This is a genomic window from Treponema sp. Marseille-Q4132 (genome assembly GCF_014334835.1).
GTDB lineage: Bacteria > Spirochaetota > Spirochaetia > Treponematales > Treponemataceae > Treponema_D > Treponema_D paredis.
Genome location: NZ_CP060591.1, coordinates 1,438,209 through 1,459,852 on the forward strand (window position 1 = coordinate 1,438,209; position 21,644 = coordinate 1,459,852).

Consider the following 21,644-nt stretch of genomic DNA (forward strand, 5'->3'; position numbering starts at 1 on the left):
CAATCGTTTTGCAATTATTTGAACGGAGTATTTTTCAGCTTCGTAAATACGCCCCTGTCCGCGCCGAACGGAACGATCGAGGGCACATTATAGTCACAGCTTACGACTACCTCGCAGTCAAGGCAGTGCAGCAAAAAATCGGCATAGCGCGCTTCCGCGATTTTCGGATAGAGGTAGGGCCCTTCGCGCGTCCAATATTTTGTTAAAACCGTATCGTAGATAAACCAATCTTTTTCTCCGAAGCGATTTACCGAAGCAATGGAGTCGTAGATCGCCCTCACCGCAGCTGCCGCATGGGCTGCCGGAATGCGCTCGCATGCCGCCGGAATAATGCCCGCATCGATACGCTCTCGACGTACGGACGGACGAACTGCGATAAAATACAACGCGCTCGCCCACGGAAACGGCGGCGTTACGATAACACAGTCGATTTTTCGATAGTCGGAAACATTCGGATTCCACGGCTTCCAAAAAGCGGTACTGCTCTCCGAAAACGCCAACGCCGTTTTCAGCGCGGAAGTACGGTCGGTATACACATACGCGACGCGCTCATCCCCGATAAGCGAACTCACCGCCCTCGCGATGCGCCCCTCATAATCCGTATCGAAGCTTCCGACAAGTCCGCGGTCGAGCGTATTTTTAAAAACTTTCAGCGCCGCGCCTCCCTTCCAACCGAGGATCGCCCGCCCTCCTTCCCGATAGAGGTCGGTGAGGCGTACGACTTTTCGCGTATATAAAAAGCAGCCGCGAGCGCGCTGCACGGTGCCGTAGCGCTTTGTTATTTCAGATGCCAAAAAATCGATCGATGTCATTATAAACAGTATAGCGAAAAAAGACCGGCTCCGCCATAAGGTGCCATACAGCGTCGAGTAGGAACAGCTTTGCAACGGGGAAAAAATAATTTATACTGATTCCGTGGGAAGGATTTCAAACGATGAACGGGAGATTGCCGTGTATAAAATGAATCGCATATTAATTATTATCGGGTGTTGTATACTTTGCTCTTGCTCCCCTTCCGACGTCGAGATAGCGGAAGATAATCTTTTGTTTTTCAGTTTAAGCGGCAGCGACGTATGGATAGGCAATACGCAAATTTCTTTTACCGCATTAAAAGAGCAATACAAACTACCCTTCTATGACGATATGCCTGCCTGCTTTTATGATTCTGCGGAACATCGGCTTTGGCTTGTACTATACAGTACTGACAAAACACACGATAGATTCGGAAACAGAGTAAGCCGAGATATTTTTTTCTATGAAGTAAAAAATAAAATCGTGGAAATGCAAAATCCTGTAGTTAAAGAAAACGATACCGGTTTTGTATACGGCATCGATGACGGCAAAGTGTTGATATCAAATCATTGGAATTTCGACGAGGGTTTCTATATAGTATCACCGCTTGCAGACGATACGGCGATACGTATAACGATCGATGAGGACTCGCATCTTTCCCCGATCGCATTTAAAAACAATACGATATTTTTTTACAAAGGGTATTACAAAATCGATGAGGCGGTATTTATTCCGTATGAAAACGAATGGGGACATTACGGCGCGCCGAATGACGGCATGGAACCGGTATATTCGAGCGAAGACGGATCTGTAAAGGAATACAAATGGGTCGGGATGTGGGAATATTTTAACGTATCGGCGGACGGGAAAAAGCTCGTAGGAAGAGACAGAGACGGACGCATACTGATCTACGATCTGGAAACGAAAGCGGCGTACGATACGGGTTTGAAGCGCGATTTATTGAAGAGCACGAGGTATAAAGGCAAGGATTTATATTATCTTGACGGGACATACCTCTATTTTTCAAAAGATACTTCCGGCACGTTGTCCCCGCTCAGATATTTTCTTTTGACGTGGTATCCGGGCCTCATCTGGTATAGACACGATTTAGATACGAAAGAAACGGTCAGGATAGCCGCCCCGAAAAAACACGTCGATATAGCCGGGAAAATACAGTGACCGGTCGGAAATGAAAATGAAGTTATTACGATGAAATTGTTAAAACAGCGTTCGCTCGGAATATGTATCGACCACCGGCGCCGTCAGATTATCGAAGTGGAAAATATACGACATCGAGAGTACACATTGTTTTTCTTATCCGAGTTTTTCCTTGAGCATTTCCGTCGCCTGTTTCGGATTCGCTTTTCCGTGCGACTCTTTCATCACTTGCCCCATAAGCCAGCCGAGCGCATTCGTCTTGCCGTTTTTAAAATCGGCGACGGCCTGCGGATTTGCGGCAAGCACGCTTTCGACGATCTTTTCGATCGCACCGGTATCGTTTACCTGCTCCATGCCTTCTTCTTTAATAATTTCCGACGGCAGCTTTTTCGTTGCAAGCATCTTTTCGAAAACGGCCTTTCCCTGCTTGCTTGTGATTTTGCCGGATTCAAGGGCGTCCGCGAGCTCTGCGATGTGCAGCGGCGTAATCGAAACGGAATCTATCGTTTCCTGCTTTTCGTTTAAGACTGCGAGCAGTTCGGTGAGGATGAGATTTGCCGCTCGCTTCGGGCTTTTCGATTTTTTTGCAGCGTCTTCGAACCATAGCGCAAGCTCGCGCGTCGCAGTCAGCGTTTCCGCATCGAATGCGGAAAGTCCGTATTCTTTTATAAACCGCACGCGCTTGGCTTCAGGCAGCTCTCCGACCGCTTCTTTTGCCCGCGCGATAAGCGCTTCGCTCACGCTGAAGGGTTTGATGTCCGGCTCGACGACAAAGCGGTAATCGACGAATGAATTCTTCGTGCGCTGAACGACCGTTTCGCCTTTCGCTTCGTCCCAGCCCATCGTCACTTTAAAACCCGCATTAAAGGGCTGCCGATCAGTTTCGAATTCTTTGAGCTGGCGTTTTGCTTCATAGGTACACGCGTCTTTTATCGCGCGGAACGAATTCAAGTTTTTGATTTCGGAAATGGGCGTGTGATACAGCGTGCCGTTTTCCCACACGTTCAAATTGATATTCGCGTCGCAGCGCATATTGCCTTCTTCGAGATTTCCCTTCGTCACTTTGACGTAGCGGAGGATCTCCTGTACGGTCTGCATAAAGAGAGAGGCTTCTTCGGGACTTGTCATATCGGGCTTCGTTACGATTTCGATGAGCGGAGTGCCGCAGCGGTTGTAGTCGATATACGAATGCGCACCTTCGAGGTGCAGCGATTTTCCGACGTCTTCTTCGAGGTGAATACGCTCGATCCGCACGCGGCGGTATCGGTTGTCGACGATGCAGTTTTCGCCTTTGAAATTCACCGTACGGCATTTCGCTCCGCCGGGGCGCTCGTCTTCCGGATAATGGATAAAGGGCAAATCGACGTACCCGTCGGCGCACAGCGGAATATCGTACTGCGTGATCTGATAGCCTTTTGCCAAATCGGGATAAAAATAATGCTTACGGTCGAATTTCGTAAAGCGCGCGATGCGGCAGTTGAGCGCCTGTCCCGCAACGGCGCCGAGTTCGACGTAGCCTTCGCTTACGCGCGGCATCGCACCGGGAAGTCCGAGACACACGGGACACACGCGCGTATCGGGCATGCCGCCGTAGCGGTTTTCGCACGCGCAAAACGCTTTTGTCTTTGTTAAAAGCTGCGTATGTATTTCGCAGCCTATTACGATTTCGTATTTATCGATTGCCATACATCATTCCTAAAAACCGCAGTCGGGCGATCTGCCGATATAATTAATTAATAATTTCACTTAGTACCGAGCGGCATACCGCAGCCGGGATGATCGGCTTCCCACGCCTCGGCAAGTTCAAGTATCTTCGCTTCGCCGAACATCGGTCCGACGAATTGAATACCGACCGGCAGTCCCTCTTTTGTAATACCGGCCGGCACCGAAAGAGAGGTGATACGCGCAAGGTTTACGAAGTTGACGAAGAGATCGCTCAAATACATTTCGAGCGGATCGTCCACTTTTTGACCGAGTTTAAACGCCGGTGTCGGACAGACGGGACAAAGCACCGCATCGTAGGTTTTAAAGAGCGCGGCCATTTCGCGCTGAATGCGTGCGCGCACCGTCATGCCTTTTTTATACGTGTCCCCCGAAAACTGCTCGGATAAAACATAATTACCGATGACGATCCTGCGCTTTACTTCCGCCCCGAAACCTTCGCTCCTCGTATGCACGTACAATTCGTCGTAGCCTTCTCCCGTATCGACGCGGCGGCCGTAACGGATGCCGTCAAATCGGCTCAAATTCGACGCGGCTTCGGCAAGCGCGAGTACGTAATAACTTGCGACGGAGGCATCCATGACCGGTATATCGACGACTTCGATTTTCGCGCCCCTGCTTTCAAACCATTTGCGCGTTTCGTCGAAGACTTTTCCGACGTCCGCATCGAGCCCCTTGTTTTCGAAGAATTGACGGATGAGCGCGATTTTCAAAGACGAAAACGGCGCGTCTCCGCAGGGTTTGAGATTTAATAATTTTTCTTTTTCAGGCAAATCCGCACTCGTATCGTCGTACATATCGACACCGCACATCGCATAAAGCGCTTCGGCGATATCCGACGGCGTATGTGCAAGGATGCCGACTTGATCGAGAGAGCTGCCGTACGCGACGACACCCCACCTGCTCAAAACGCCGTACGTCGGCTTTAAACCGTACACGCCGCAATAACTTGCCGGCAAGCGCACCGAGCCGCCCGTTTCGGTACCGAGTCCGAAAACCGCCTGATTCGCGGCGACGGCGGCGGTCGAACCGCCCGACGAACCGCCTGAAACATAGTCGCGGTTTACGGGATTTCTCGTCGCCCCGTAAACCGAATACTCGGTCGAAGAACCCATCGCAAATTCGTCCTGATTGCAGCGGCCGAGCGGGACAGCGCCCGCTTTTTCCAGGCGCGCGATCACCGTCGCATCGTAGGGAGCGACATAGCCTTCGAGGATTTTACTCGCGCAGGTTAAGCGTTTGCCCTTCGCCGAAATATTGTCTTTGTTCGCAAACGGCAAACCCAAAAGCGGCTTTTCCGAAAAGAGCGCGTCGAGCGTACCCGAACTGCGCGCACTCGCGATTTCCGCGTCCGCCGCTTCGGCTTTTGTAAGCGCATCTTCATATATTTCAAGAAAAGCGTTGAGAGGAGAAGCCGATTTTTTATCCGCTTCAAAATCCGCCGCCGATTTTTTAATAATGTCCGCACTCGTCGCAGATCCTTCTTTCAGCGCCGCGCGCATATCACGTATCGTATTCATCACGCGCCCTCGCCCAATACTTTCGGCACTTGAAAATAGCCGTCCATAAAATCTTTCGAAATCTTTTTTACGTCGCTCATAGCCAAACCCGCTACGACTTCGTCTTTGCGCAGTTTATCCGCCTCCGTCGACGGATACGCATCGTAAGGATTTTCGCTGTCGTCGTATTTCGACAAGAGTTCGAAATAGCCGATGATTTCATCGACCTGCTTTTTTAATATCGTTAAATTGGTGCTTTCGGGCGAAAGCCGGGAAAGATACAGCAGCTTTTCGAGCGTATCTTCATCGATCGTCGTATGTGTAGCCATGATGGATTATTTTAGCGGATTTTGTGAAAATGAACAACAATAGAATTGTGCGATAGGAGAAACTCTGCTTTCGGACAAAGAGGACGCGTTGTTTACCGTAAATACTGTTATGAAAGATTTCTTGTTTTGAGTGAAACAGCGAATAATCCGAGTGAAAAATACAATTCAAAGTATTTTAAAAATCTGTTCCGAGCTTCAAACATTACTGTCTTTCAGTAATCGCGTCGAAACACAAACTTATCTACTTTCCAAAATAGAAGTTTTTAATTTTCGGAAATTCAGAGATATAATCTTTTAAGTCGGAGTATTTTAACAATTCGGTGAGAATTCTAAAGTTACCGATTTTATCTTTTTTACATTGATTATTAATTATTTCAGCCAATTGTCCGTAATCTTCTTCATAAGACTTTAACGTATCTGCCAATTCTTTTCCGAAATTATCAAATATTATTTCGCCTAAAATAAATTCTTCGGCACCGTATTTTTTTACGGCATCCAAGTTCCGGTTATCTTTTTCGTAATAATCGGATATGAAAAAATTCCTAATTCCATAATAATGAGAAACAATCTGTTTTAATCCTTCAATATATTTAGGCTTTGAAGCCGTAAAGCTCCCGTCTTTTTCATTATAATGTAAGCTTCCTCGCGAATTTAATTCATCATAGATAGGCTTACTAAAACAGCCTTCCTTAAAATATGCTTTTCCGATTTTATATTCGGTGTCTTTTTTATTTATTCCTGTTATATATTCCGAAAATTTTGATTCAAGAAATAGAATCACCTTTTTATTCGTTATCTTATTTTTTCCTAAAAGAACAATATCGATATTTGAGGGATATCTTATTACTTTATTTTTGAATTCAAAAAACGACTGTGTAAATTCGCAGTTTTCCAACCCCCGCATTTTCAAAGGCATATTATCTACATTAAAAAAGAATAACAATGCACACAAAGAGGATGAATGCAATGTTGTGATTTTCTTTAATTCTCCGCCGGTTCCGGAACATGACATTTCGAATTTTTTTATAAACACATCTTTTTCTTTTTCGATACCGAAGTTATTTGCCAAGGATTCGCTCACAAAAGACGCGGAATCCTTATCTGCAAATTCAAATTCATAAGAGGGATCCGATATACCCTTTTTAATAATATTAAAATCAAAGCTTCGATTCGCCCATAGATGTTTATAGATTATCTGCTTTTCTTTGTCCTTCAGTTCATTAACATCGATTTTGTTTCCTCCCATATTATATTTCACTCATCTCATTTCTTTGACAATTATCACTTCACCTTTCATCAAGCATACTCTTCGAGCACGCTCCGGAATATTGCAAGCCCTGCGTCCATCTCTTCGTCCGTGATCGTAAGCGGCGGCAAAAATCGGATCACGTTTGTACCCGCGATCGACACGCACAATCCTTTTTCAAGGCAGCGCTTTTCCACATCGAAGGGTTTTATCGTTCCCGCGATTTCCGTACCGATCATGAGTCCGAGCCCGCGCACGTCGGTAACGATCGGAATCTTCCAGCCGGAAATGACGCTCCTCATATAATCGCCCTTTCGATTTACGTCGTCCAAAAATCCGGGAGCGGAAAGAGTTTTGAGCACGATGCGGCCTGCGCTGCACGCAAGCGGATTTCCCGCAAAGGTCGATTGATGATCGCCTGAGGAAAACACTTTGTCGGCTTTGCCGCGGAAAAGACAGGCTCCCATCGGAATGCCGCCTGCGATTCCCTTTGCAAGCGTGACGACGTCCGGACAAAAGCCGAGCCGTTCGCTTGCCAAAAGCGTACCGCAGCGCCCCATGCCGGTCTGCACTTCGTCGGCCATAACGATCGCTCCCGCTTTGCGCGCGGCGTCGGACACCGCACACGCCCATTCGGCATCGATGAGGTTTACGCCGCCTTCGCCCTGCACGCATTCGATTAGCAGTGCGCAAGTCGTATCGTCGAATGCCGTTTCGAGTACGTCCCAATCGTTCGCTTTGATCGTTTTGAAATCCGCGACATAGGGAGCAAAATACGGCGGATGAAATTTTTCCTGTCCCGTTGCGGTGAGCGTCGCAAGCGTTCTGCCGTGAAACGATTGTTCGAGCGTATAGATCGTGCGGCGCTTTTCCCCGCCGTTCATATAGCCGTATTTCCGCGCAAGTTTGATCGCAGCTTCGTTCGCTTCCGCGCCGCTGTTGCCGAAAAAGCCGCCGGAAAATCCCGTCGCCGAAAGCAGTTCGTCCGCAAATGCGACACCCGTATCCGACAGATAATAATTCGAAATATGGATTTCACGCGCAGCTTGTTTTTGCACGGCTTCGACGAGCGGCGCGTAGTTATGCCCGAGAGAGTTTACGCCGATGCCTGCGATAAAGTCGATATAGCGCTTTCCCTCCGCGTCGAAGAGAACGGCACCCTCGCCTTTTACAAAAACGACGTCGAAGCTTCCGTAATTATTAACAATTTTCTTCTCCATAATCCGCCCCTCGTTTTATTATTAAAGTAATTTTGAGTTTGCCAAAACTCAAAATCTTCTATCCTTTTCGTTCACCAACTGAATAGCGAGTTTTGAAAATAAATAAAACTATGCTTACGGCGAAGTTCCGACCGCGTGCCGAAAGCGCTTGACATGTGCGCGATGCGGCGTAGCAGCGGGAGACCCGCGTGCGACTTTGTGCGTTCAGCTTGCGGAAGCTTTGCTTAAAAAAGCACAACCGGAGCGTAAGCGGGGATTCCGCTGTGAAAGCCGCGGTCGCATATGACTGCAAAAATTGTACAGCGGTCATTTTCGCCGCAAGCATCGCTTCATTCAACTAAATATTTTCAAAACTCTCCATTCAACCTAATAAATCATAGTGCCGATGCCGCGGTCGCTGAACATTTCAATGAGGAGCGAATGCGGCACCCGTCCGTCGATGATATGCGTCCGTTCCACTCCTCCCGCAAGCGCCGTTATGCAACACTCCACTTTCGGGATCATGCCGCCGGCGACGATGCCGTCATTTACGAGCGCCTCAACTTCCGTCCTCGATACGCGGGCGATGAGAGAAGACGAGTCGCCTGTGTCGCGCAAAATGCCGGGCACGTTCGTAAGCTGTACGAATTTTTCCGCATGCAGCGCGACGGCGATTTTGGCAGCGGCGGTATCCGCGTTGATATTGTATCGATTCGTATCTCCGTCTTCTCCGACCGCGACGGTCGAAATGACAGGGATAAATCCTTGAGATAAAAGGGATGCGACGATGTCGGGACGCACTTCCGTCACTTCGCCCGTATAGCCGTAATCGATTTTATCGTTGTTGATTTTTTTTGCGCGGATCAAACCGCCGTCGACGCCGCTCAAACCGACGGCTTTACCGCCTTCGCGGAGCAACATACCGACGATCTCTTTGTTGAGTTTTCCGGACAGAACCATTTCGACGATCTCCATCGTATCGGCATCGGTACAGCGCAAGCCGTCGACGAATTTGCTTTCTTTTCCGACGCGCTCGAGCATTTTGTTGATTTCCGGACCTCCCCCGTGTACGAGTACGACGTGTACGCCGATCGTATTGAGCAGCACAAGGTCTTTCATAACCGCCGCTTTCAGTTCGTCGTTGAGCATCGCGTTGCCGCCGTACTTTACGACGACGACTTTGCCGACCCACTTTTTAAAATACGGCATAGCCTGCACAAGCACGTCCGCCCAGTGCGCATTGTCGAGCGGGCGCTCGCGATTTTCGCAGCGCTGCCGTTCATCTGCCGAATTGTTTGCCGTATCAGTCGTCATAGCTTCCTCTCTTTCACTTCGCGGGCCACCGTCAGCCGCATCGCACTTTCATTTTCGGCGCTTTGGCTGCACCGCGCATTTTCGCTCATGTTCGATAATCGCCGTTTATTTTAACATAATCGTAAGTTAAGTCGCATCCCCACGCGCGGCCTTCGGCTTTTCCGTCCTGCAGTTCGACGAGGATTTCGACTTCTTTTTCGTCGAGTATTTTTTTTGCGAGCACTTCGTCGAAGTTCAGGGGAACACCGTTTTCAAATACGGTGATCTTTCGGCTCTCCTCCGCTTCGCCGCCCGACGTATCACATTTGCGCGGATCCGACGAGGATTTTGCAGTGGGCGCGCTTGAAAAATATACCGACGTTTTTTCCGCCGTAAATTCCGCACCCGAATAGCCGAGCGCACACAAAACCCGCCCCCAATTCGCATCGCATCCGAACATTGCGGCTTTTACGAGATTCGATGAAATCACGCTCTTTGCAAGCGTGCGCGCCGTATGGACATCTTTTGCGCCCGTGACCGTGCATTCGATGAGCCGGCTCGCCCCTTCTCCGTCGGCTGCGATTTTTTTCGCCATCACCGTATTCAGCGCGGTGAGCGCCGAAAAAAATACGTCGTAATCGCCGCCCTCCCGCTCGATCGGAGCGTTGCCCGCCATGCCGTTTGCCAAAATCGAAAGCGTGTCGTTCGTACTCGTGTCTCCGTCGACGGACACGCAATTATACGTCGCGTTCGCACTTTCGAAAAGCGCTTTACGGAGCATCGCTTGAGAGACGGCGCAGTCGGTCGTGATAAAGCCGAGCATCGTTCCCATATTGATATGAATCATGCCGCTGCCTTTACACATGGCGCCGATCGTCACCGTTTTTCCGCCGAGCGTAAATTGTACGGCGCATTCTTTATACTGCGTGTCGGTCGTCATAATCGCTTCGCGCGCCTTTTCGTGATTTTTTTTCGAAAGACCGCTTTTCAACTCATCGATTTTCGCTTCGATTTTTTCGACGGGAAGCTGCCTGCCGATAACACCGGTCGAACACACGATTACGTCGCACGGCTCTATGCCGAGCGCGTTTGCGGCGGCAAAAGCCATGCGCCGCGCGGCTTTCGCACCCTGATCGCCCGTGCACGCGTTCGCGTTTCCGCTGTTTGCAATCACCGCCTGAGAAAATCCCGAAGCGATATTTTCTTTTGTTAATTTTACGCATTCGGCCTGCACACGGTTTTTCGTAAAAACAGCGGCGGCGGTGCAGCGGGTTTCGGAAAAGATGAGCGCCGTATCGGGAGTTTTGCGGCTCGCTTTTATACCGCATAAAACGCCGTTTGCCGTAAAGCCCAGCGGAGCGGTCACTCCGCCTTCAACAAAGCGCATATCATTCGGTTGGTTTGATTGCATATTTATACACTCCTAGTACATAAATATACATCCAGTATAGCACTGCGCAGCGATTAGAGCAAGCGCCGGATGGAAAGGCAAGCCTCTTACATCAATGCTTATGAACCTTTTTAAACTTTATTGCAGTTTTCAAAAATACGAAAACGGTTAATATCAACATTTTTTCAAGCTTTATGTTTCCGTTTAGCCGAAAAAAGAGGAATTACATATTCATATCGATCGGATAGATTAAAAAGCAAACCAAATAAATCAACCAAACGACCGGATCATTTTTTGTAAATTTCATGACGCCTGTGATATAATTATATATCCAAACAGCTGCTAGTAGTAAATAAGACATTAAAAATCCACAAAAAATTGTCATGGTAAAATCTTTTGATACTTTAAAAATTTTTATCTTCAATGCCCTTCTTTCATAAATTAGCGATTGTAAATTCTTCAACCATGCAAACATTCTGTCAGTTCTCCCATCCTATTTGATTACCAACATAATTAACCAATTCATCTATCGCTTTTTCAATATCATTTATTGTGAACAGAAAACATTGAACCTTTTCCACTTATGATAACTTGAATCTTAAAAGCCGTAAAAGCTGCCACAGAGTCCACCTACCGCTGTATCTAAGATAAAAGACAAATGATCAACAAGAAACGGCCTTTTGTGCCGCAAGCTGCGCATGAATTTTCGCGGTATCGAAGACGGGAATATCCGAATCTTCCTGCGAAATAAGCAAGCCTATTTCGGTGCAGCCGAGGATAACGGCTTCGGCTCCGCGCGATTTCAAATCGGCTATGATACGAAGGTAATCTTTTTTCGATTTTTCGGAAACGATGCCGAGACACAGTTCATCGTAGATGACCGCATTGACCCGCTCGATTTGCACTGGCTCGGGAACAAGCACGTCCAAACCTTTTTCTGCGATGCGGTCTTTATAAAAATCCTGCGTAAGGGTGTATTTCGTACCGAGAAGACCGACACGTTTTATTCCGTTTCGAATCAGCTCTTCCGCCGTCGCGTCGGCGATGTGCAAAATCGGAACGGAAATATGCGCTTGAATCGCGGGAACCGTTTTGTGCATCGTATTGGTACAGATGACGATAAAATCCGCGCCCGCTTTTTCAAGCGACGCAGCTGCTTCGGCAAGTATTCGACCGCTTTTTTCCCAATCCCCGTTCGCCTGACACGCTTCGATTTCCGCAAAATCGACGCTGTACATGACGATTTTTGCCGAATGAAGTCCTCCGAGTTTTTCTTTGACGGTTTCGTTGATTATGCGGTAATACGTTACCGTGCTTTCCCAACTCATTCCGCCCAATAATCCGATCGTTTTCATTGTATCTCCCGCAGCGATTTTATTAATAGAGTGTGTGCCCGACCAAACAATACGGCACTCTTGTGGAAACCGCATAATCAACACCCCCGACGCAGCCTCGCAGCGAAGCTTCAAGCGGCGTCGGGGTATTAAACCCTCCGCACGAATAAAATATCACGATAACGAGTACATGTCCATCGACAAGTTTTACGACAGGGTACGTAAAAACGAGTACCGGCGAAGAATGCCGGAAAGCGCACTTGCGCGCCGGAAAAAATCCATTATGCGTTGTGAAAAATTATTAAAAAATATGTTTATTGTACGCGACCCGCCTACGCCCGCGTGGAGCACCGCGAAGCGTCCGCGCCGGAGCGCGGATGAGGGTTACCGAAGTGCGGAAGGCGGGTTCTTCCGATAAGCTCCGTCCGAAAAAATAAAAAAGGCGCCGACCTCCGATTTCGAAAGCCGACGCCCATCTTTTCCATAGCCTTTATTTTTCCAACTTACAATCATGCGCACCGGTACACAATACCATCAGTACGGCGCATACGGATTTTACGAAAGTTTTTTGTGGCAAAACCAAAAGTCGTAGCCATCGTATTCGGAAAGGCGTTTGTCGGCTTCGGCTTTGCTTCCCGGCGGCGGGATGATGACGCTGTCGCCGATCAAAGCGTTTTCAGGCCAATCGGCAGGCATCGCGACGCCGTTCGCATCGGAAATCTGGAGCACTTTGACGGCGCGCACGATCTCTTTCATATTGCGGCCGACTTCCTGCGGATAATAGAGGACGAGGCGCACTTTGCCCTTGGGATCGCCGATAAAGACCGCGCGCACGGTGTTCGTTCCTTTTCCGGGGTGCAGGAGTCCGAGTTTATTCGCAACCGTATCGTTCGCAGCGATGACGGGGAAAGTGATTTCGATTCCGAGTTTTTCTTTGATCCATTCGATCCACTTCAAATGGCTTTGCAGCTGATCGATCGAAAGGCCGATCAATTTGACGCCGAGCTTTTCAAACTCGGGAACGAGGTTTTGAAACGCGGCAAATTCGGTCGTGCAGACCGGCGTAAAATCGGCGGGATGGCTGAACAGCACAAACCAGCTGCCTTTCAAATCGCCGGGAATATTCATCTTGCCGAGCGTCGTCGTTACGCTCAATTCGGGAAAATCGTCGCCCAAGAGGGGCATGTGCATTGTCGTTTGTTCCATAAAATCTCCTAAAATTATGATAGTAAAATTAAAGTAATTATATAATTGTATTAATTACATAAATGTAATATAAATGATAATTTTAAATTTGTCAAGAGGGGGAAGGAAAATTATGCGCGGAGTCTATTTTTGCCGTATGTTTTCGGATAAACGGATAGAATATAATTTACCGCACCGCTTTAAAAACAAAAAAGCCGCTCCGCCGCGTTCGATTTCGGAACGTTCGGAGCAGCCGTATTTATCGGTTTCTGCCGTTTACGACAATCTCACCGAAGTAAGCTCAGCACATTTTGGCTAGATTGGTTCGCCTGTGCGATCATAGCCGTGCCAGCCTGTGAGAGAACATTGTCTCTCGTGAAATTAACGGTTTCTTTTGCCATGTTGGCGTCGCGGATGCGGCTCTCGGATGCTTGGAGGTTTTCCGCACCGATATCAAGACCGACGATCGTCTTTTCGAGACGGTTTTGATATGCACCGAGGTCGGCGCGCTGTTTGTTGATCTTTTTAATCGCTTCGTCGAGCGTACCGATCGCGCGGTTCGCTTCATCCGGCGTTTCGAGCGTCATAATCGATTCGTCGCCGACATTGCGCAAACCGAGCGCCATTGCCGACATCGTGCCGATGTAAACTTGCGTGCGCTGATCCATGTTCGCACCGATGTGGAACCACATCGAACCGGTAACGGTGTTTTCTCCCGTCGGACGGGCAAAGCGGCCGGTAAGCATATTCATGCCGTTAAACTGTGCCGCGCTGGCAACGCGGTCAACTTCCGCGATGAGCGAAGAAACTTCGACTTGGATCTGCATGCGGTCTTCCGCGCTGTAAATACCGTTGGAAGACTGAACAGCCAGTTCACGGATGCGCTGGATGATGTCGGTGGTTTCCTGCAGATAACCTTCCGTCGTCTGAATGAACGAAATGCCGTTCTGAGCGTTCGTCGACGCTTGATTCAAACCGCGGATTTGGCTGCGCATTTTTTCCGAAACGGCGAGACCGGAAGCATCGTCTCCTGCACGGTTTATTCTCATACCGGAGGACAGCTTTTCCATGTCTTTCTGTTGGGAAACCTCCGTGAGTCCCTCAGCGCGAGTTGCAAACATAGCGCTCATATTGTGATTGATAACCATAGTAATCTCCTTCAGCTTTGGTATCAGACAAACCGTATTCGGCTTGTTTTGGTTTTATCACCTTACATACTAATCATCGGAATTCGCCAAAAAGACATTAGCATTTTTTTAATTTTTTTAAAGAAATTGTATGATAACGAAGCCTGTAAAAAACCGTATTCGCCGAAAAACGTGTATCGAAAAAATCGGCCGCACGCTCGGCAGGGGCTGCACGGCGGCAATCGATACCGGTCATTAAGCGAAAGGGTCTTCCGGAAGCTGTTTACGAAGCGTATCTTTGACGACATAGCCTTTTTCGTTGCACGTACCGTAATAATCGAAATAACCGCGGTCGAGGGCGATCGGAAGCCATACGCGGCAGTCGACGGACATTTTGCCGAACGGCAATTTTTTGATGTTTACCCAAAGGGGCAGGTTTTTGTCGGTTTCTTTGATCGTACCGGCAAACTCGTCGGCGACAAACACATAGCAGCGTAAGTCGCGTCCCGGAAGGGCAAAATTCAATCTTCCGTGACAGCGCGGCTCTTCGACAGCAAATCCCGTCTCTTCGAGCGCGCACCGTTTGCATGCAGCGACGGGATCTTCTCCCGCTTCCATGCGGCGCATCGCCCCCGATACTTTGCCCGATCCTTTTTCTATATACTTCCGATCTATAAGCAGTACCTGATTCCGCTCGTTTACGATAAAGCACAGCACGACGTATTCGCCGGGTTTCCACGCAGCCCATTCGTCGTCGAATTCTTTTTGAATATCCGCTTCCGTTTTCGGCGCAAGTTCCGGATGTTCTTCAACAAAACATGCGCCGCAGATATTTTCATCGTTTGTAAGCATCTGCGTAATCGTCAATTGCTTGCCGCATTTCCGGCAACGGCTCATAAAAGGCCACGTATGACGGCGGAGCAAAAATCCCGTAAAAACAACCGCGATAAAACCCGGAATCGCAAAATACGGATTCCAATGCATCCGCTGGATCAAAAGCAAAAACACCAAATAAAATACGGCGAGCATAAGCATGATAAACACCGCTCTCCGTTTTTTTACGGACACGAACCCCAGTCTTTTTTGATTAAAATAAACAAGTGCGAAGGCCGCAAGTAAAAATAAATAATTTTCGATTATTTTTTGTATGATTTTTTCCATAAATAATAAAAAAAAGAAATTTTGTAAAAAGCAAAAAAGCTGCCCGAAAGCTTCGATTTCAGGCAGCTTCCGTCGACGGATATATTGCCGAGTGTCCGCGGGGCGCCGAGCAGCGGATGTTTTGCCGGACGGTCGTGTGTCACCGAGCTGCCGGCAGAGCACCGCACAAAAGCGGAAAATACAGGGCCGCTTTATCTCACTCGATAACCATGACCGACACGCCGTCGGGAATCGCCGTGACCGAAGCATTCGGATTGCCGCAAAGTTTTTCGGCTTCTTTCATCGCTTCTTCGAGACTGTGCGCGGGGATCATGTGAAGGGCACGCACCATTTCGTCGGGCGCATCCGAAACGTAAATCACGCTCGCCTTTTGTAAAATGCGGATAAAAATCTGCGTTTGCCATTGATCGGGCTTCGTTTCGTTTCTGCCGCGGCTCATAAAAAGCTCGAGCGTCTTTTGAATATCCGGCTCGTCGGCCATCTGATGATAAAATCCTTCACCGCCGTGACCGTCGTTCGACTTCGCAAGCATGATGATGACGCCGCCTTTTTTGACCGTCGCTTCCGCCGCCGTCATGCCTTTCACCGCTTGGTAAATATTTTGATCGAGCGGATAGCCGCCGTTCGTCGATATGACGATGTCCGCAGGCAGCGCGTCGACTTTGCACAAGGACGAAAGGAAATCGCAGCCTTTTTTATGTGCGACTTCCACATCGCCTGCAACCGCATAAATCGCTTCTTTTTTTTCGTTGATGACGACGTTGACGATAAACGCGAGCTTTGCCGCGTGCGCCGCCCATACCATATCTTTGTGAATCGGATTTCCTTCGAGGATGCCGGTACGCGAATGAACGTCGGCGATGAATTCGGAACAGTGATTGGCAAGCACCGTCGTACGGCTTGCCACGCCGGGAAGAACGCTTTTGCGCCCGCCCGAAAAACCCGCAAAAAAGTGCGGTTCGATAAAGCCTTCCGCGACAAGCAGATCGGCATCGACTGCAAGCTTATTGATAATGCACTCTCCTCCGCTCGGCAGCGTTCCGATTTTTACGAGCGGAGAATTGTCGCAGTCGTGAACGACGATTTTTTCGTTTTTAACGATTTCTTCGCCGAATTTATCGATGAGTTCTTCTTTTGTCGAAAGCCTGTGACAGCCGGTCGAAATGAGAATCGTAATGTCGGCGTTCGGGTTTCCTTTTCGGATTTCGGCAAGCATCGGCGGAACGATCACTTTGCTGGGAACGGGGCGCGTGTGATCGCTTGCGATGAGTACGATATTGTTTTTCCCTTCGGCGAGTTCCGAAAGTTTTTTCGTACCGACGGGATTTTCAAGCGCTTCGGCGACAAGTGCGGACGGCGTATTTTTTGCCGTATAGTGATGAAGATCCGAAACGATGACGCCTTTTAAGCGTTCGTCGGGAATATCGATTTTTAAGAATTCTTTTCCGTAAGGAAACGACAGATTCATATACACCCCCATAAAAACAAAAGCCGCTTTGAAACGGCTTTTGTTCGATATAGCAATTAAAGTTTCGGCTCGCGCTTGGCGGCTCTTTCCATCTCCGTAAAAAATCTTCGCGTTGTCGATCTCGGGTTGGCTTGCGTCTTCACCGGGATGCCACGAATCGATGAGCCAGCCGGTCTTGGCGGTAACATTCGGAGTAAGTATCGCCTTTACGACGCTCCACTGACTTCCGAGCGTCACTTGTACGGGATCTGCCGGAACGTTCACATTCGCATCGCCTTTTACGGTGATGTCGATCATGGTCGTCTCTCCGCCCGATTGGCTCTGCGGGCAGCCCGTCGTACCGAACAGCACAATAAGCGCCGAAGCGGCAGCCAAAAATGCGTTCAATTTGTGTTTCATAAACACCTCCTCTGATTTCCATTGATAATTATTCGCAATTATCAATTACATATATTATTTTTCGAAATTACCGATTTTATTAAAAAAAAGGCACAAAAGACGATTCGTCTTTTATGCCTTTCATGCGAAATATATATTGTATGCTTTTTATACTCGACCCGCCGATATGCCGGGGATCGGAAAATGCTTTCGGTGAAAAATTTTGCGGGTAAAGCGGAATCGTATCAAGCGCCCTGCAGCGGAACTTTTGCATACGGATACCCGTGCCGGCTTCGCAATGCGCGAAGACAAAGCTTGCGTTATACTCTCTCATAGTTTTCAGTATAAGGCATACGGCGGAAATTGACAAGTGTTCCGTCACAAAGCGTGTCAAGCGTTTTCGGCTTGCACTCTCTCGCGCGGTTTTGCGGGCATCCCCCACCGAGCATCTCATGAGGGTTCGTATTTACAGCACACCGAGCAGCCGGTAACGATGACGTGTTTTTTGCCGTCTTTTGTTTTATTGAAAAGGCGGGCGACAAGGTGGCCTTCGGGGGGCACCGCTTTACGGCAGACGGGACATATCCGCTTGACCCCCGGTTCCGGTTTCGGCCAGCAGTGCGGACAGCCGAAAATAATGCAGCGCTGATCGCTTACCGTCATCGGACGAAAAACGCGCGAATACAGATCTTCTTTATACAGCGGAAAAGCGCACAGCGGACAATTTGCGAACGAATAGGTTTTTTGCCGCCTATGTTTTTTGTCGTGCGCTTGGGCGCTCAAAAATGCAATACCCCGGCCCAGCACCGAAACGATAACAACGGCCGCGCCGCCGATCAAAATATAATCGAGCATACGGAAAGTATAGCACGTTTTCGTCATACGTACACGCAGCGTACCACGACGCGATTCGGATGCGACGCGCATCTTGCCGTTTGCAGTTTTTTTATTTATTATGAGCGCATGAATATCATTCTCGTCGGATCGGGCGGGCGTGAGCATGCCATCGCGTGGTCTCTCGCGCAAAGTCCGCTTGTAAAAAAGATCGTCGTCGTTCCCGGAAACGGCGGTACCGCTTTGGAATCGAAATGCGAAAATATCGATATATCGTCGTGCGGTTATATAGAAAATAACGGAATATCGCCTTACGTACAGATTGCGCGGCGCGAAGAATGCATTATGGCTGTCGTCGGACCGGAAGATCCGCTTGCAGAAGGCCTTGCCGATGATTTTTGGAAAGCCGATATCCCGTGCATCGGCCCGAAAAAAAAAGCGGCGGAACTCGAAGCGAGTAAAGATTTTGCAAAGCGTTTTATGCGCACATACGGCGTAGCATGTGCAAAAAGCGAAACGTTTGACGGCAGCGAAAAAGCGAAAGCGTATGTCATGCAACACGGCGCACCCGTCGTCATAAAAGCGGACGGGCTTGCGGCAGGAAAAGGCGTTGTCGTAGCCGCGACCGTCGAAGATGCTTTTGCAGCGATTTCCGACATCATGGATTCGGGAAAAGTCGGAGCAGCGGGAAAAAAAATCGTCATCGAAGAATACCTCGAAGGCATCGAAATTTCCGTACTCGCCGCGGTTTCGGTAACTCCCGAAGCGGCAAAAAAACAAAAAGCGAAAATCGTGCCGTTTTTGCCGGCACGCGATCACAAACGACTTTTCGACGGAGCGGCAGGCCCGAACACCGGCGGCATGGGAGCCGTATGCCCGCTTGCCGACGTAACGGATGAAACGATGACGCTCTTTCGGCGCGATATCCTTTCGCCGACGCTCAAGGGGCTCATCGCAGAAAACTTCGATTACCGCGGTTTTATTTTTTTCGGCGTCATGCTCACAAAAGACGGGCCGAAGCTTCTCGAATACAACGTACGGCTCGGCGATCCCGAAACGCAGGCGCTTCTTCCGCTCGCCGATTTCGATTTCGCCGCGATGTGCTGTTCGATCGTCAACTGTTCGCTTGACAATTTTTCATTCAAATGGAAAACGGGCTGTGTCGTCGCTCCGGTCGTCGTTTCCGGCGGTTATCCCGGCGCATACGAAAAAGGCAAAGAAATTACAATCGATGAAAACCGCATAAAAGAAGCCGGTGCGAAATTATTTATCGCAGGAGCAAAGCGCAGCGCGGACGGGAAACTCGCAACCGACGGCGGGCGCGTACTCGCATGCAGCGCACACGGTGCCGATTTCGGCGAAGCGCGTAAAAAAGCGTACGATGCCATCGATGCGGTACGCTTTGACAATGCGTTCTATCGAAAAGATATAGGGTTGCCCGGTGCGGCGGAATCCGGAAAGCTGTAAAAAAATCGATTGTATCGAATTTCAATCGACATACATCGGCGCATTCAAGTGCCGGGTGTAAAAAATTCCGTTATATCCTCTTTCAGACATTCAACAGCGGCTTTTTTGTCGCCGTCCGTAAAATAATTAATAAGCTGTTTATGATAATTCGCTCCGCTGCTTACCCGCGTCAAGTGCAGCGTTTTCCAATACGAGCGGACATAGACGATGCCGAGCGTACGCATGACATCGGCAAGCCGTTCGTACGAAAAGGCGTTGCCCCAGAACGAAAAAAGCGCCAAATGAAAATTGCAGTTTTTTCCCCAGTGTTCAAGCGCTTCACGCTGTTCGGGCTTACGGTAATCTTTATACAGCAATTCTTCCAACCGTGCGATCCGCTTGCCCGTTATGGCATCCCAATTCCGTTCAAGATATCCGCATTCCAATACGACGCGGTAATCGAGCATCTCGGAAACCGTTTGTTCGGAAATGGACATCACTTCGTAACCGAATCTCGGTATACTTTTTAACAATCTTTCATTACATAGAGAAATCAACGCTTCGCGAATCGGAGACTTGCTTACATTGAATTCATCGACAAGAGATTTTTCCGTAATGATGTCGCCCGATTTATACTCGTCGCGGATAACACGCTGAAGGATAATATCGTAATACGTATCTTTCAGCGTGTTGTTTGAATATTTTTCCCGCGTCGCAACCATGACATGCGCCTTATTTTTCGAGCATGATCTGCAATATTTCCGTATCGGTCGAACGCATACCGTCGCGGCCCACGCGGCCGAAACTCCGTATCGTTTCTTCAGCCGATCCCTTAACCAGGCCCTCGCCTTTTTGGAATGCAACGCCTTCTTTCGAGCCTAGTTCAAAGCCGAGTATTGCCGCATCCACCGCCGACGCAATCTTTGCCGCACACGAAGGTTTGGCACCGTCGCACACGACACCGCCCACATCGCCGAGCGTATTCGCGATCGTGCGAGCGATCGCGTCCTCGTCTCCGCCGTGCAGGTAAGTTATGCCGCAGCCGGCGCCGGTTGCCGCACACACCGCTCCGCAAAATGCGCTCAAACTGCCTATATAACGCTTTTGCAAAAGCGCTATGAGATTTGCCAAAACAAGCGCACGGATCAATTTGTCGTGCGGCACGTTCCACTCTTTCGCATATTCGATGACCGGCAGCGATACCGTCATTCCCTGATTGCCGCTTCCGCTGTTTATGACGACCGGCAGCGGGCATCCGCTCATACGCGCATCGCTTCCCGCCGCCGCGGCAGCGCGAGCGCGCACACGCACATCGTTTTTGTCGTACAACTTTTCAAGCGTACGTCCGATCCTCGCTCCGTATTCGCGCGCAAGCCCTTCTTGCGATATGGCGGTATTGTATTCGATTTGTCGTTCAATCACGGCGCGCACGTCTTCGATATTCACTTCATTCGCAAAATCGATGATATCTTTTACCGCAAGCAGCGATTTGTCAGCCTGCGTTCCCGTATCGGCTTTTGCTGCGGGCGATTGCGCATCGATTATTATTTTTCCGTTTTTTTCAACATACGAAATATTCGTGTGCTTTTCTGATACGATGACGATCACCGTATCTTCGCCTTTTTTTGCCGTTACGCGAATATAAAGATTATCTTTGCCGTCGACAAGACTGCACTTGCAAAACCCCGAATCGACAAGCTCTTTCGTTTTTTTAATCTGCTCTTCGGTAATTTTCGAAAGCACTTCCAAACCGATTTCAGCGTCGCCGCCGACCGCACCGAGCGTCGCCGCCACATCGATTCCTTTCATCCCGCCGGAATTGGGAACGGTTACGCCCTGCACGTTTTTAACGATATTGCCGCTCGCTTCGATCTGCATTTTTTCAGGAAAGCTTCCGAGTACATCGCGCGCTTTTGCAGCCGCAAACGCGATGGCGATCGGCTCGGTACAGCCGAGCGCAGGTACGAGTTCCGTTTTTAAGATCGCGACATATGCATCGTATATTTTTTTATCCATATAATTATTTTCCTTGACAATATATATTGATTGCTTCAAACAAGAGTTTACCGACGACCGAACCGCC

The 21,644-nt window shown here is 49.0% G+C and carries 19 protein-coding genes; 2 read left to right on the top strand and 17 right to left on the bottom strand.

The window, feature by feature from the left end; genetic code table 11:
* Positions 1–14 precede the first annotated feature (14 nt).
* Entirely contained in the window at positions 15–812 is a 798-nt protein-coding gene (locus H9I35_RS06550; protein ID WP_187418636.1) for a hypothetical protein, read from the bottom strand.
* 469 nt (positions 813–1,281) lie between these two features.
* On the opposite strand from H9I35_RS06550, the gene H9I35_RS06555 reads away from it, so the two are divergent.
* Entirely contained in the window at positions 1,282–1,971 is a 690-nt protein-coding gene (locus tag H9I35_RS06555) for a hypothetical protein (RefSeq protein WP_252722617.1), read from the top strand.
* Between the two features lie 135 nt (positions 1,972–2,106).
* On the opposite strand, the gene gatB is transcribed toward H9I35_RS06555, so the two are convergent.
* The 14 genes from gatB to H9I35_RS06625 all read right to left on the bottom strand — a co-directional run bounded on the left by gatB (position 2,107) and on the right by H9I35_RS06625 (position 18,136).
* Complete coding sequence (gene gatB / locus H9I35_RS06560) at positions 2,107–3,636, bottom strand: Asp-tRNA(Asn)/Glu-tRNA(Gln) amidotransferase subunit GatB (protein WP_187418637.1); 1,530 nt, start codon at positions 3,634–3,636, stop codon at positions 2,107–2,109.
* 56 nt (positions 3,637–3,692) lie between these two features.
* The gene (gatA, locus tag H9I35_RS06565; protein WP_187418638.1) at positions 3,693–5,192 is read right to left on the bottom strand and encodes an Asp-tRNA(Asn)/Glu-tRNA(Gln) amidotransferase subunit GatA; all 1,500 of its coding nucleotides are present in this window, start codon (positions 5,190–5,192) and stop codon (positions 3,693–3,695) included.
* A complete protein-coding gene (gene gatC, locus H9I35_RS06570) occupies positions 5,192–5,500 on the bottom strand; it encodes an Asp-tRNA(Asn)/Glu-tRNA(Gln) amidotransferase subunit GatC (protein WP_016521395.1) in 309 nt (102 codons plus the stop codon). The genes gatA and gatC overlap by 1 nt, the downstream gene beginning before the upstream one ends.
* A gap of 241 nt (positions 5,501–5,741) precedes the next feature.
* Entirely contained in the window at positions 5,742–6,746 is a 1,005-nt protein-coding gene (locus H9I35_RS06575) for a hypothetical protein (protein ID WP_187418639.1), read from the bottom strand.
* 50 nt (positions 6,747–6,796) lie between these two features.
* Positions 6,797–7,966: an aspartate aminotransferase family protein gene (locus H9I35_RS06580; RefSeq protein WP_187418640.1), complete on the bottom strand. Its 1,170-nt coding sequence runs from the start codon at positions 7,964–7,966 to the stop codon at positions 6,797–6,799.
* Between the two features lie 366 nt (positions 7,967–8,332).
* Entirely contained in the window at positions 8,333–9,259 is a 927-nt protein-coding gene (gene argB / locus H9I35_RS06585; protein WP_187418641.1) for an acetylglutamate kinase, read from the bottom strand.
* A gap of 85 nt (positions 9,260–9,344) precedes the next feature.
* A complete protein-coding gene (argJ, locus tag H9I35_RS06590) occupies positions 9,345–10,649 on the bottom strand; it encodes a bifunctional glutamate N-acetyltransferase/amino-acid acetyltransferase ArgJ (protein WP_252722618.1) in 1,305 nt (434 codons plus the stop codon).
* Positions 10,650–11,290: 641 nt separating this feature from the next.
* Positions 11,291–11,983, bottom strand: coding sequence for an aspartate/glutamate racemase family protein (locus H9I35_RS06595; protein WP_187418642.1), 693 nt, complete (start codon positions 11,981–11,983; stop codon positions 11,291–11,293).
* 534 nt (positions 11,984–12,517) lie between these two features.
* Complete coding sequence (locus tag H9I35_RS06600) at positions 12,518–13,168, bottom strand: peroxiredoxin (RefSeq protein WP_187418643.1); 651 nt, start codon at positions 13,166–13,168, stop codon at positions 12,518–12,520.
* Positions 13,169–13,434: 266 nt separating this feature from the next.
* On the bottom strand, positions 13,435–14,295 hold the full coding sequence (locus H9I35_RS06605) for a flagellin N-terminal helical domain-containing protein (protein WP_016521388.1): 861 nt from the start codon (positions 14,293–14,295) through the stop codon (positions 13,435–13,437).
* Positions 14,296–14,529: 234 nt separating this feature from the next.
* A complete protein-coding gene (locus H9I35_RS06610) occupies positions 14,530–15,435 on the bottom strand; it encodes an NUDIX domain-containing protein (protein ID WP_187418644.1) in 906 nt (301 codons plus the stop codon).
* A gap of 196 nt (positions 15,436–15,631) precedes the next feature.
* Positions 15,632–17,302, bottom strand: a complete 1,671-nt coding sequence (gene larA, locus H9I35_RS06615; RefSeq protein WP_252722619.1) for a nickel-dependent lactate racemase — start codon at positions 17,300–17,302, stop codon at positions 15,632–15,634.
* Positions 17,303–17,381: 79 nt separating this feature from the next.
* Positions 17,382–17,615: a hypothetical protein gene (locus H9I35_RS06620; RefSeq protein WP_187418645.1), complete on the bottom strand. Its 234-nt coding sequence runs from the start codon at positions 17,613–17,615 to the stop codon at positions 17,382–17,384.
* A gap of 116 nt (positions 17,616–17,731) precedes the next feature.
* Positions 17,732–18,136, bottom strand: coding sequence for a hypothetical protein (locus tag H9I35_RS06625; RefSeq protein ID WP_187418646.1), 405 nt, complete (start codon positions 18,134–18,136; stop codon positions 17,732–17,734).
* A gap of 108 nt (positions 18,137–18,244) precedes the next feature.
* On the opposite strand from H9I35_RS06625, the gene purD reads away from it, so the two are divergent.
* Positions 18,245–19,582, top strand: a complete 1,338-nt coding sequence (gene purD, locus H9I35_RS06630; protein ID WP_187418647.1) for a phosphoribosylamine--glycine ligase — start codon at positions 18,245–18,247, stop codon at positions 19,580–19,582.
* 44 nt (positions 19,583–19,626) lie between these two features.
* Here the strand turns inward: purD and H9I35_RS06635 are convergent, their stop codons facing one another.
* Together H9I35_RS06635 and H9I35_RS06640 are read right to left on the bottom strand one after the other, a co-directional pair.
* A complete protein-coding gene (locus H9I35_RS06635) occupies positions 19,627–20,283 on the bottom strand; it encodes a GntR family transcriptional regulator (protein WP_016521379.1) in 657 nt (218 codons plus the stop codon).
* A 10-nt stretch (positions 20,284–20,293) separates the two neighbouring features.
* On the bottom strand, positions 20,294–21,577 hold the full coding sequence (locus H9I35_RS06640) for an L-cysteine desulfidase family protein (protein WP_187418648.1): 1,284 nt from the start codon (positions 21,575–21,577) through the stop codon (positions 20,294–20,296).
* Positions 21,578–21,644: the final 67 nt, after the last annotated feature.

Bases quoted from the DNA above. Each gene is read 5' to 3' on its own strand.
- H9I35_RS06550 (WP_187418636.1), bottom strand. From the start codon at position 812: ATGACATCGATCGATTTTTTGGCATCTGAAATAACAAAGCGCTACGGC.
- H9I35_RS06555 (WP_252722617.1), top strand. From the start codon at position 1,282: ATGCAAAATCCTGTAGTTAAAGAAAACGATACCGGTTTTGTATACGGC.
- gatB (WP_187418637.1), bottom strand. From the start codon at position 3,636: ATGGCAATCGATAAATACGAAATCGTAATAGGCTGCGAAATACATACG.
- gatA (WP_187418638.1), bottom strand. From the start codon at position 5,192: ATGAATACGATACGTGATATGCGCGCGGCGCTGAAAGAAGGATCTGCG.
- gatC (WP_016521395.1), bottom strand. From the start codon at position 5,500: ATGGCTACACATACGACGATCGATGAAGATACGCTCGAAAAGCTGCTG.
- H9I35_RS06575 (WP_187418639.1), bottom strand. From the start codon at position 6,746: ATGGGAGGAAACAAAATCGATGTTAATGAACTGAAGGACAAAGAAAAG.
- H9I35_RS06580 (WP_187418640.1), bottom strand. From the start codon at position 7,966: ATGGAGAAGAAAATTGTTAATAATTACGGAAGCTTCGACGTCGTTTTT.
- argB (WP_187418641.1), bottom strand. From the start codon at position 9,259: ATGACGACTGATACGGCAAACAATTCGGCAGATGAACGGCAGCGCTGC.
- argJ (WP_252722618.1), bottom strand. From the start codon at position 10,649: ATGCAATCAAACCAACCGAATGATATGCGCTTTGTTGAAGGCGGAGTG.
- H9I35_RS06595 (WP_187418642.1), bottom strand. From the start codon at position 11,983: ATGAAAACGATCGGATTATTGGGCGGAATGAGTTGGGAAAGCACGGTA.
- H9I35_RS06600 (WP_187418643.1), bottom strand. From the start codon at position 13,168: ATGGAACAAACGACAATGCACATGCCCCTCTTGGGCGACGATTTTCCC.
- H9I35_RS06605 (WP_016521388.1), bottom strand. From the start codon at position 14,295: ATGGTTATCAATCACAATATGAGCGCTATGTTTGCAACTCGCGCTGAG.
- H9I35_RS06610 (WP_187418644.1), bottom strand. From the start codon at position 15,435: ATGGAAAAAATCATACAAAAAATAATCGAAAATTATTTATTTTTACTT.
- larA (WP_252722619.1), bottom strand. From the start codon at position 17,302: ATGAAACACAAATTGAACGCATTTTTGGCTGCCGCTTCGGCGCTTATT.
- H9I35_RS06620 (WP_187418645.1), bottom strand. From the start codon at position 17,615: ATGAGAGAGTATAACGCAAGCTTTGTCTTCGCGCATTGCGAAGCCGGC.
- H9I35_RS06625 (WP_187418646.1), bottom strand. From the start codon at position 18,136: ATGCTCGATTATATTTTGATCGGCGGCGCGGCCGTTGTTATCGTTTCG.
- purD (WP_187418647.1), top strand. From the start codon at position 18,245: ATGAATATCATTCTCGTCGGATCGGGCGGGCGTGAGCATGCCATCGCG.
- H9I35_RS06635 (WP_016521379.1), bottom strand. From the start codon at position 20,283: ATGGTTGCGACGCGGGAAAAATATTCAAACAACACGCTGAAAGATACG.
- H9I35_RS06640 (WP_187418648.1), bottom strand. From the start codon at position 21,577: ATGGATAAAAAAATATACGATGCATATGTCGCGATCTTAAAAACGGAA.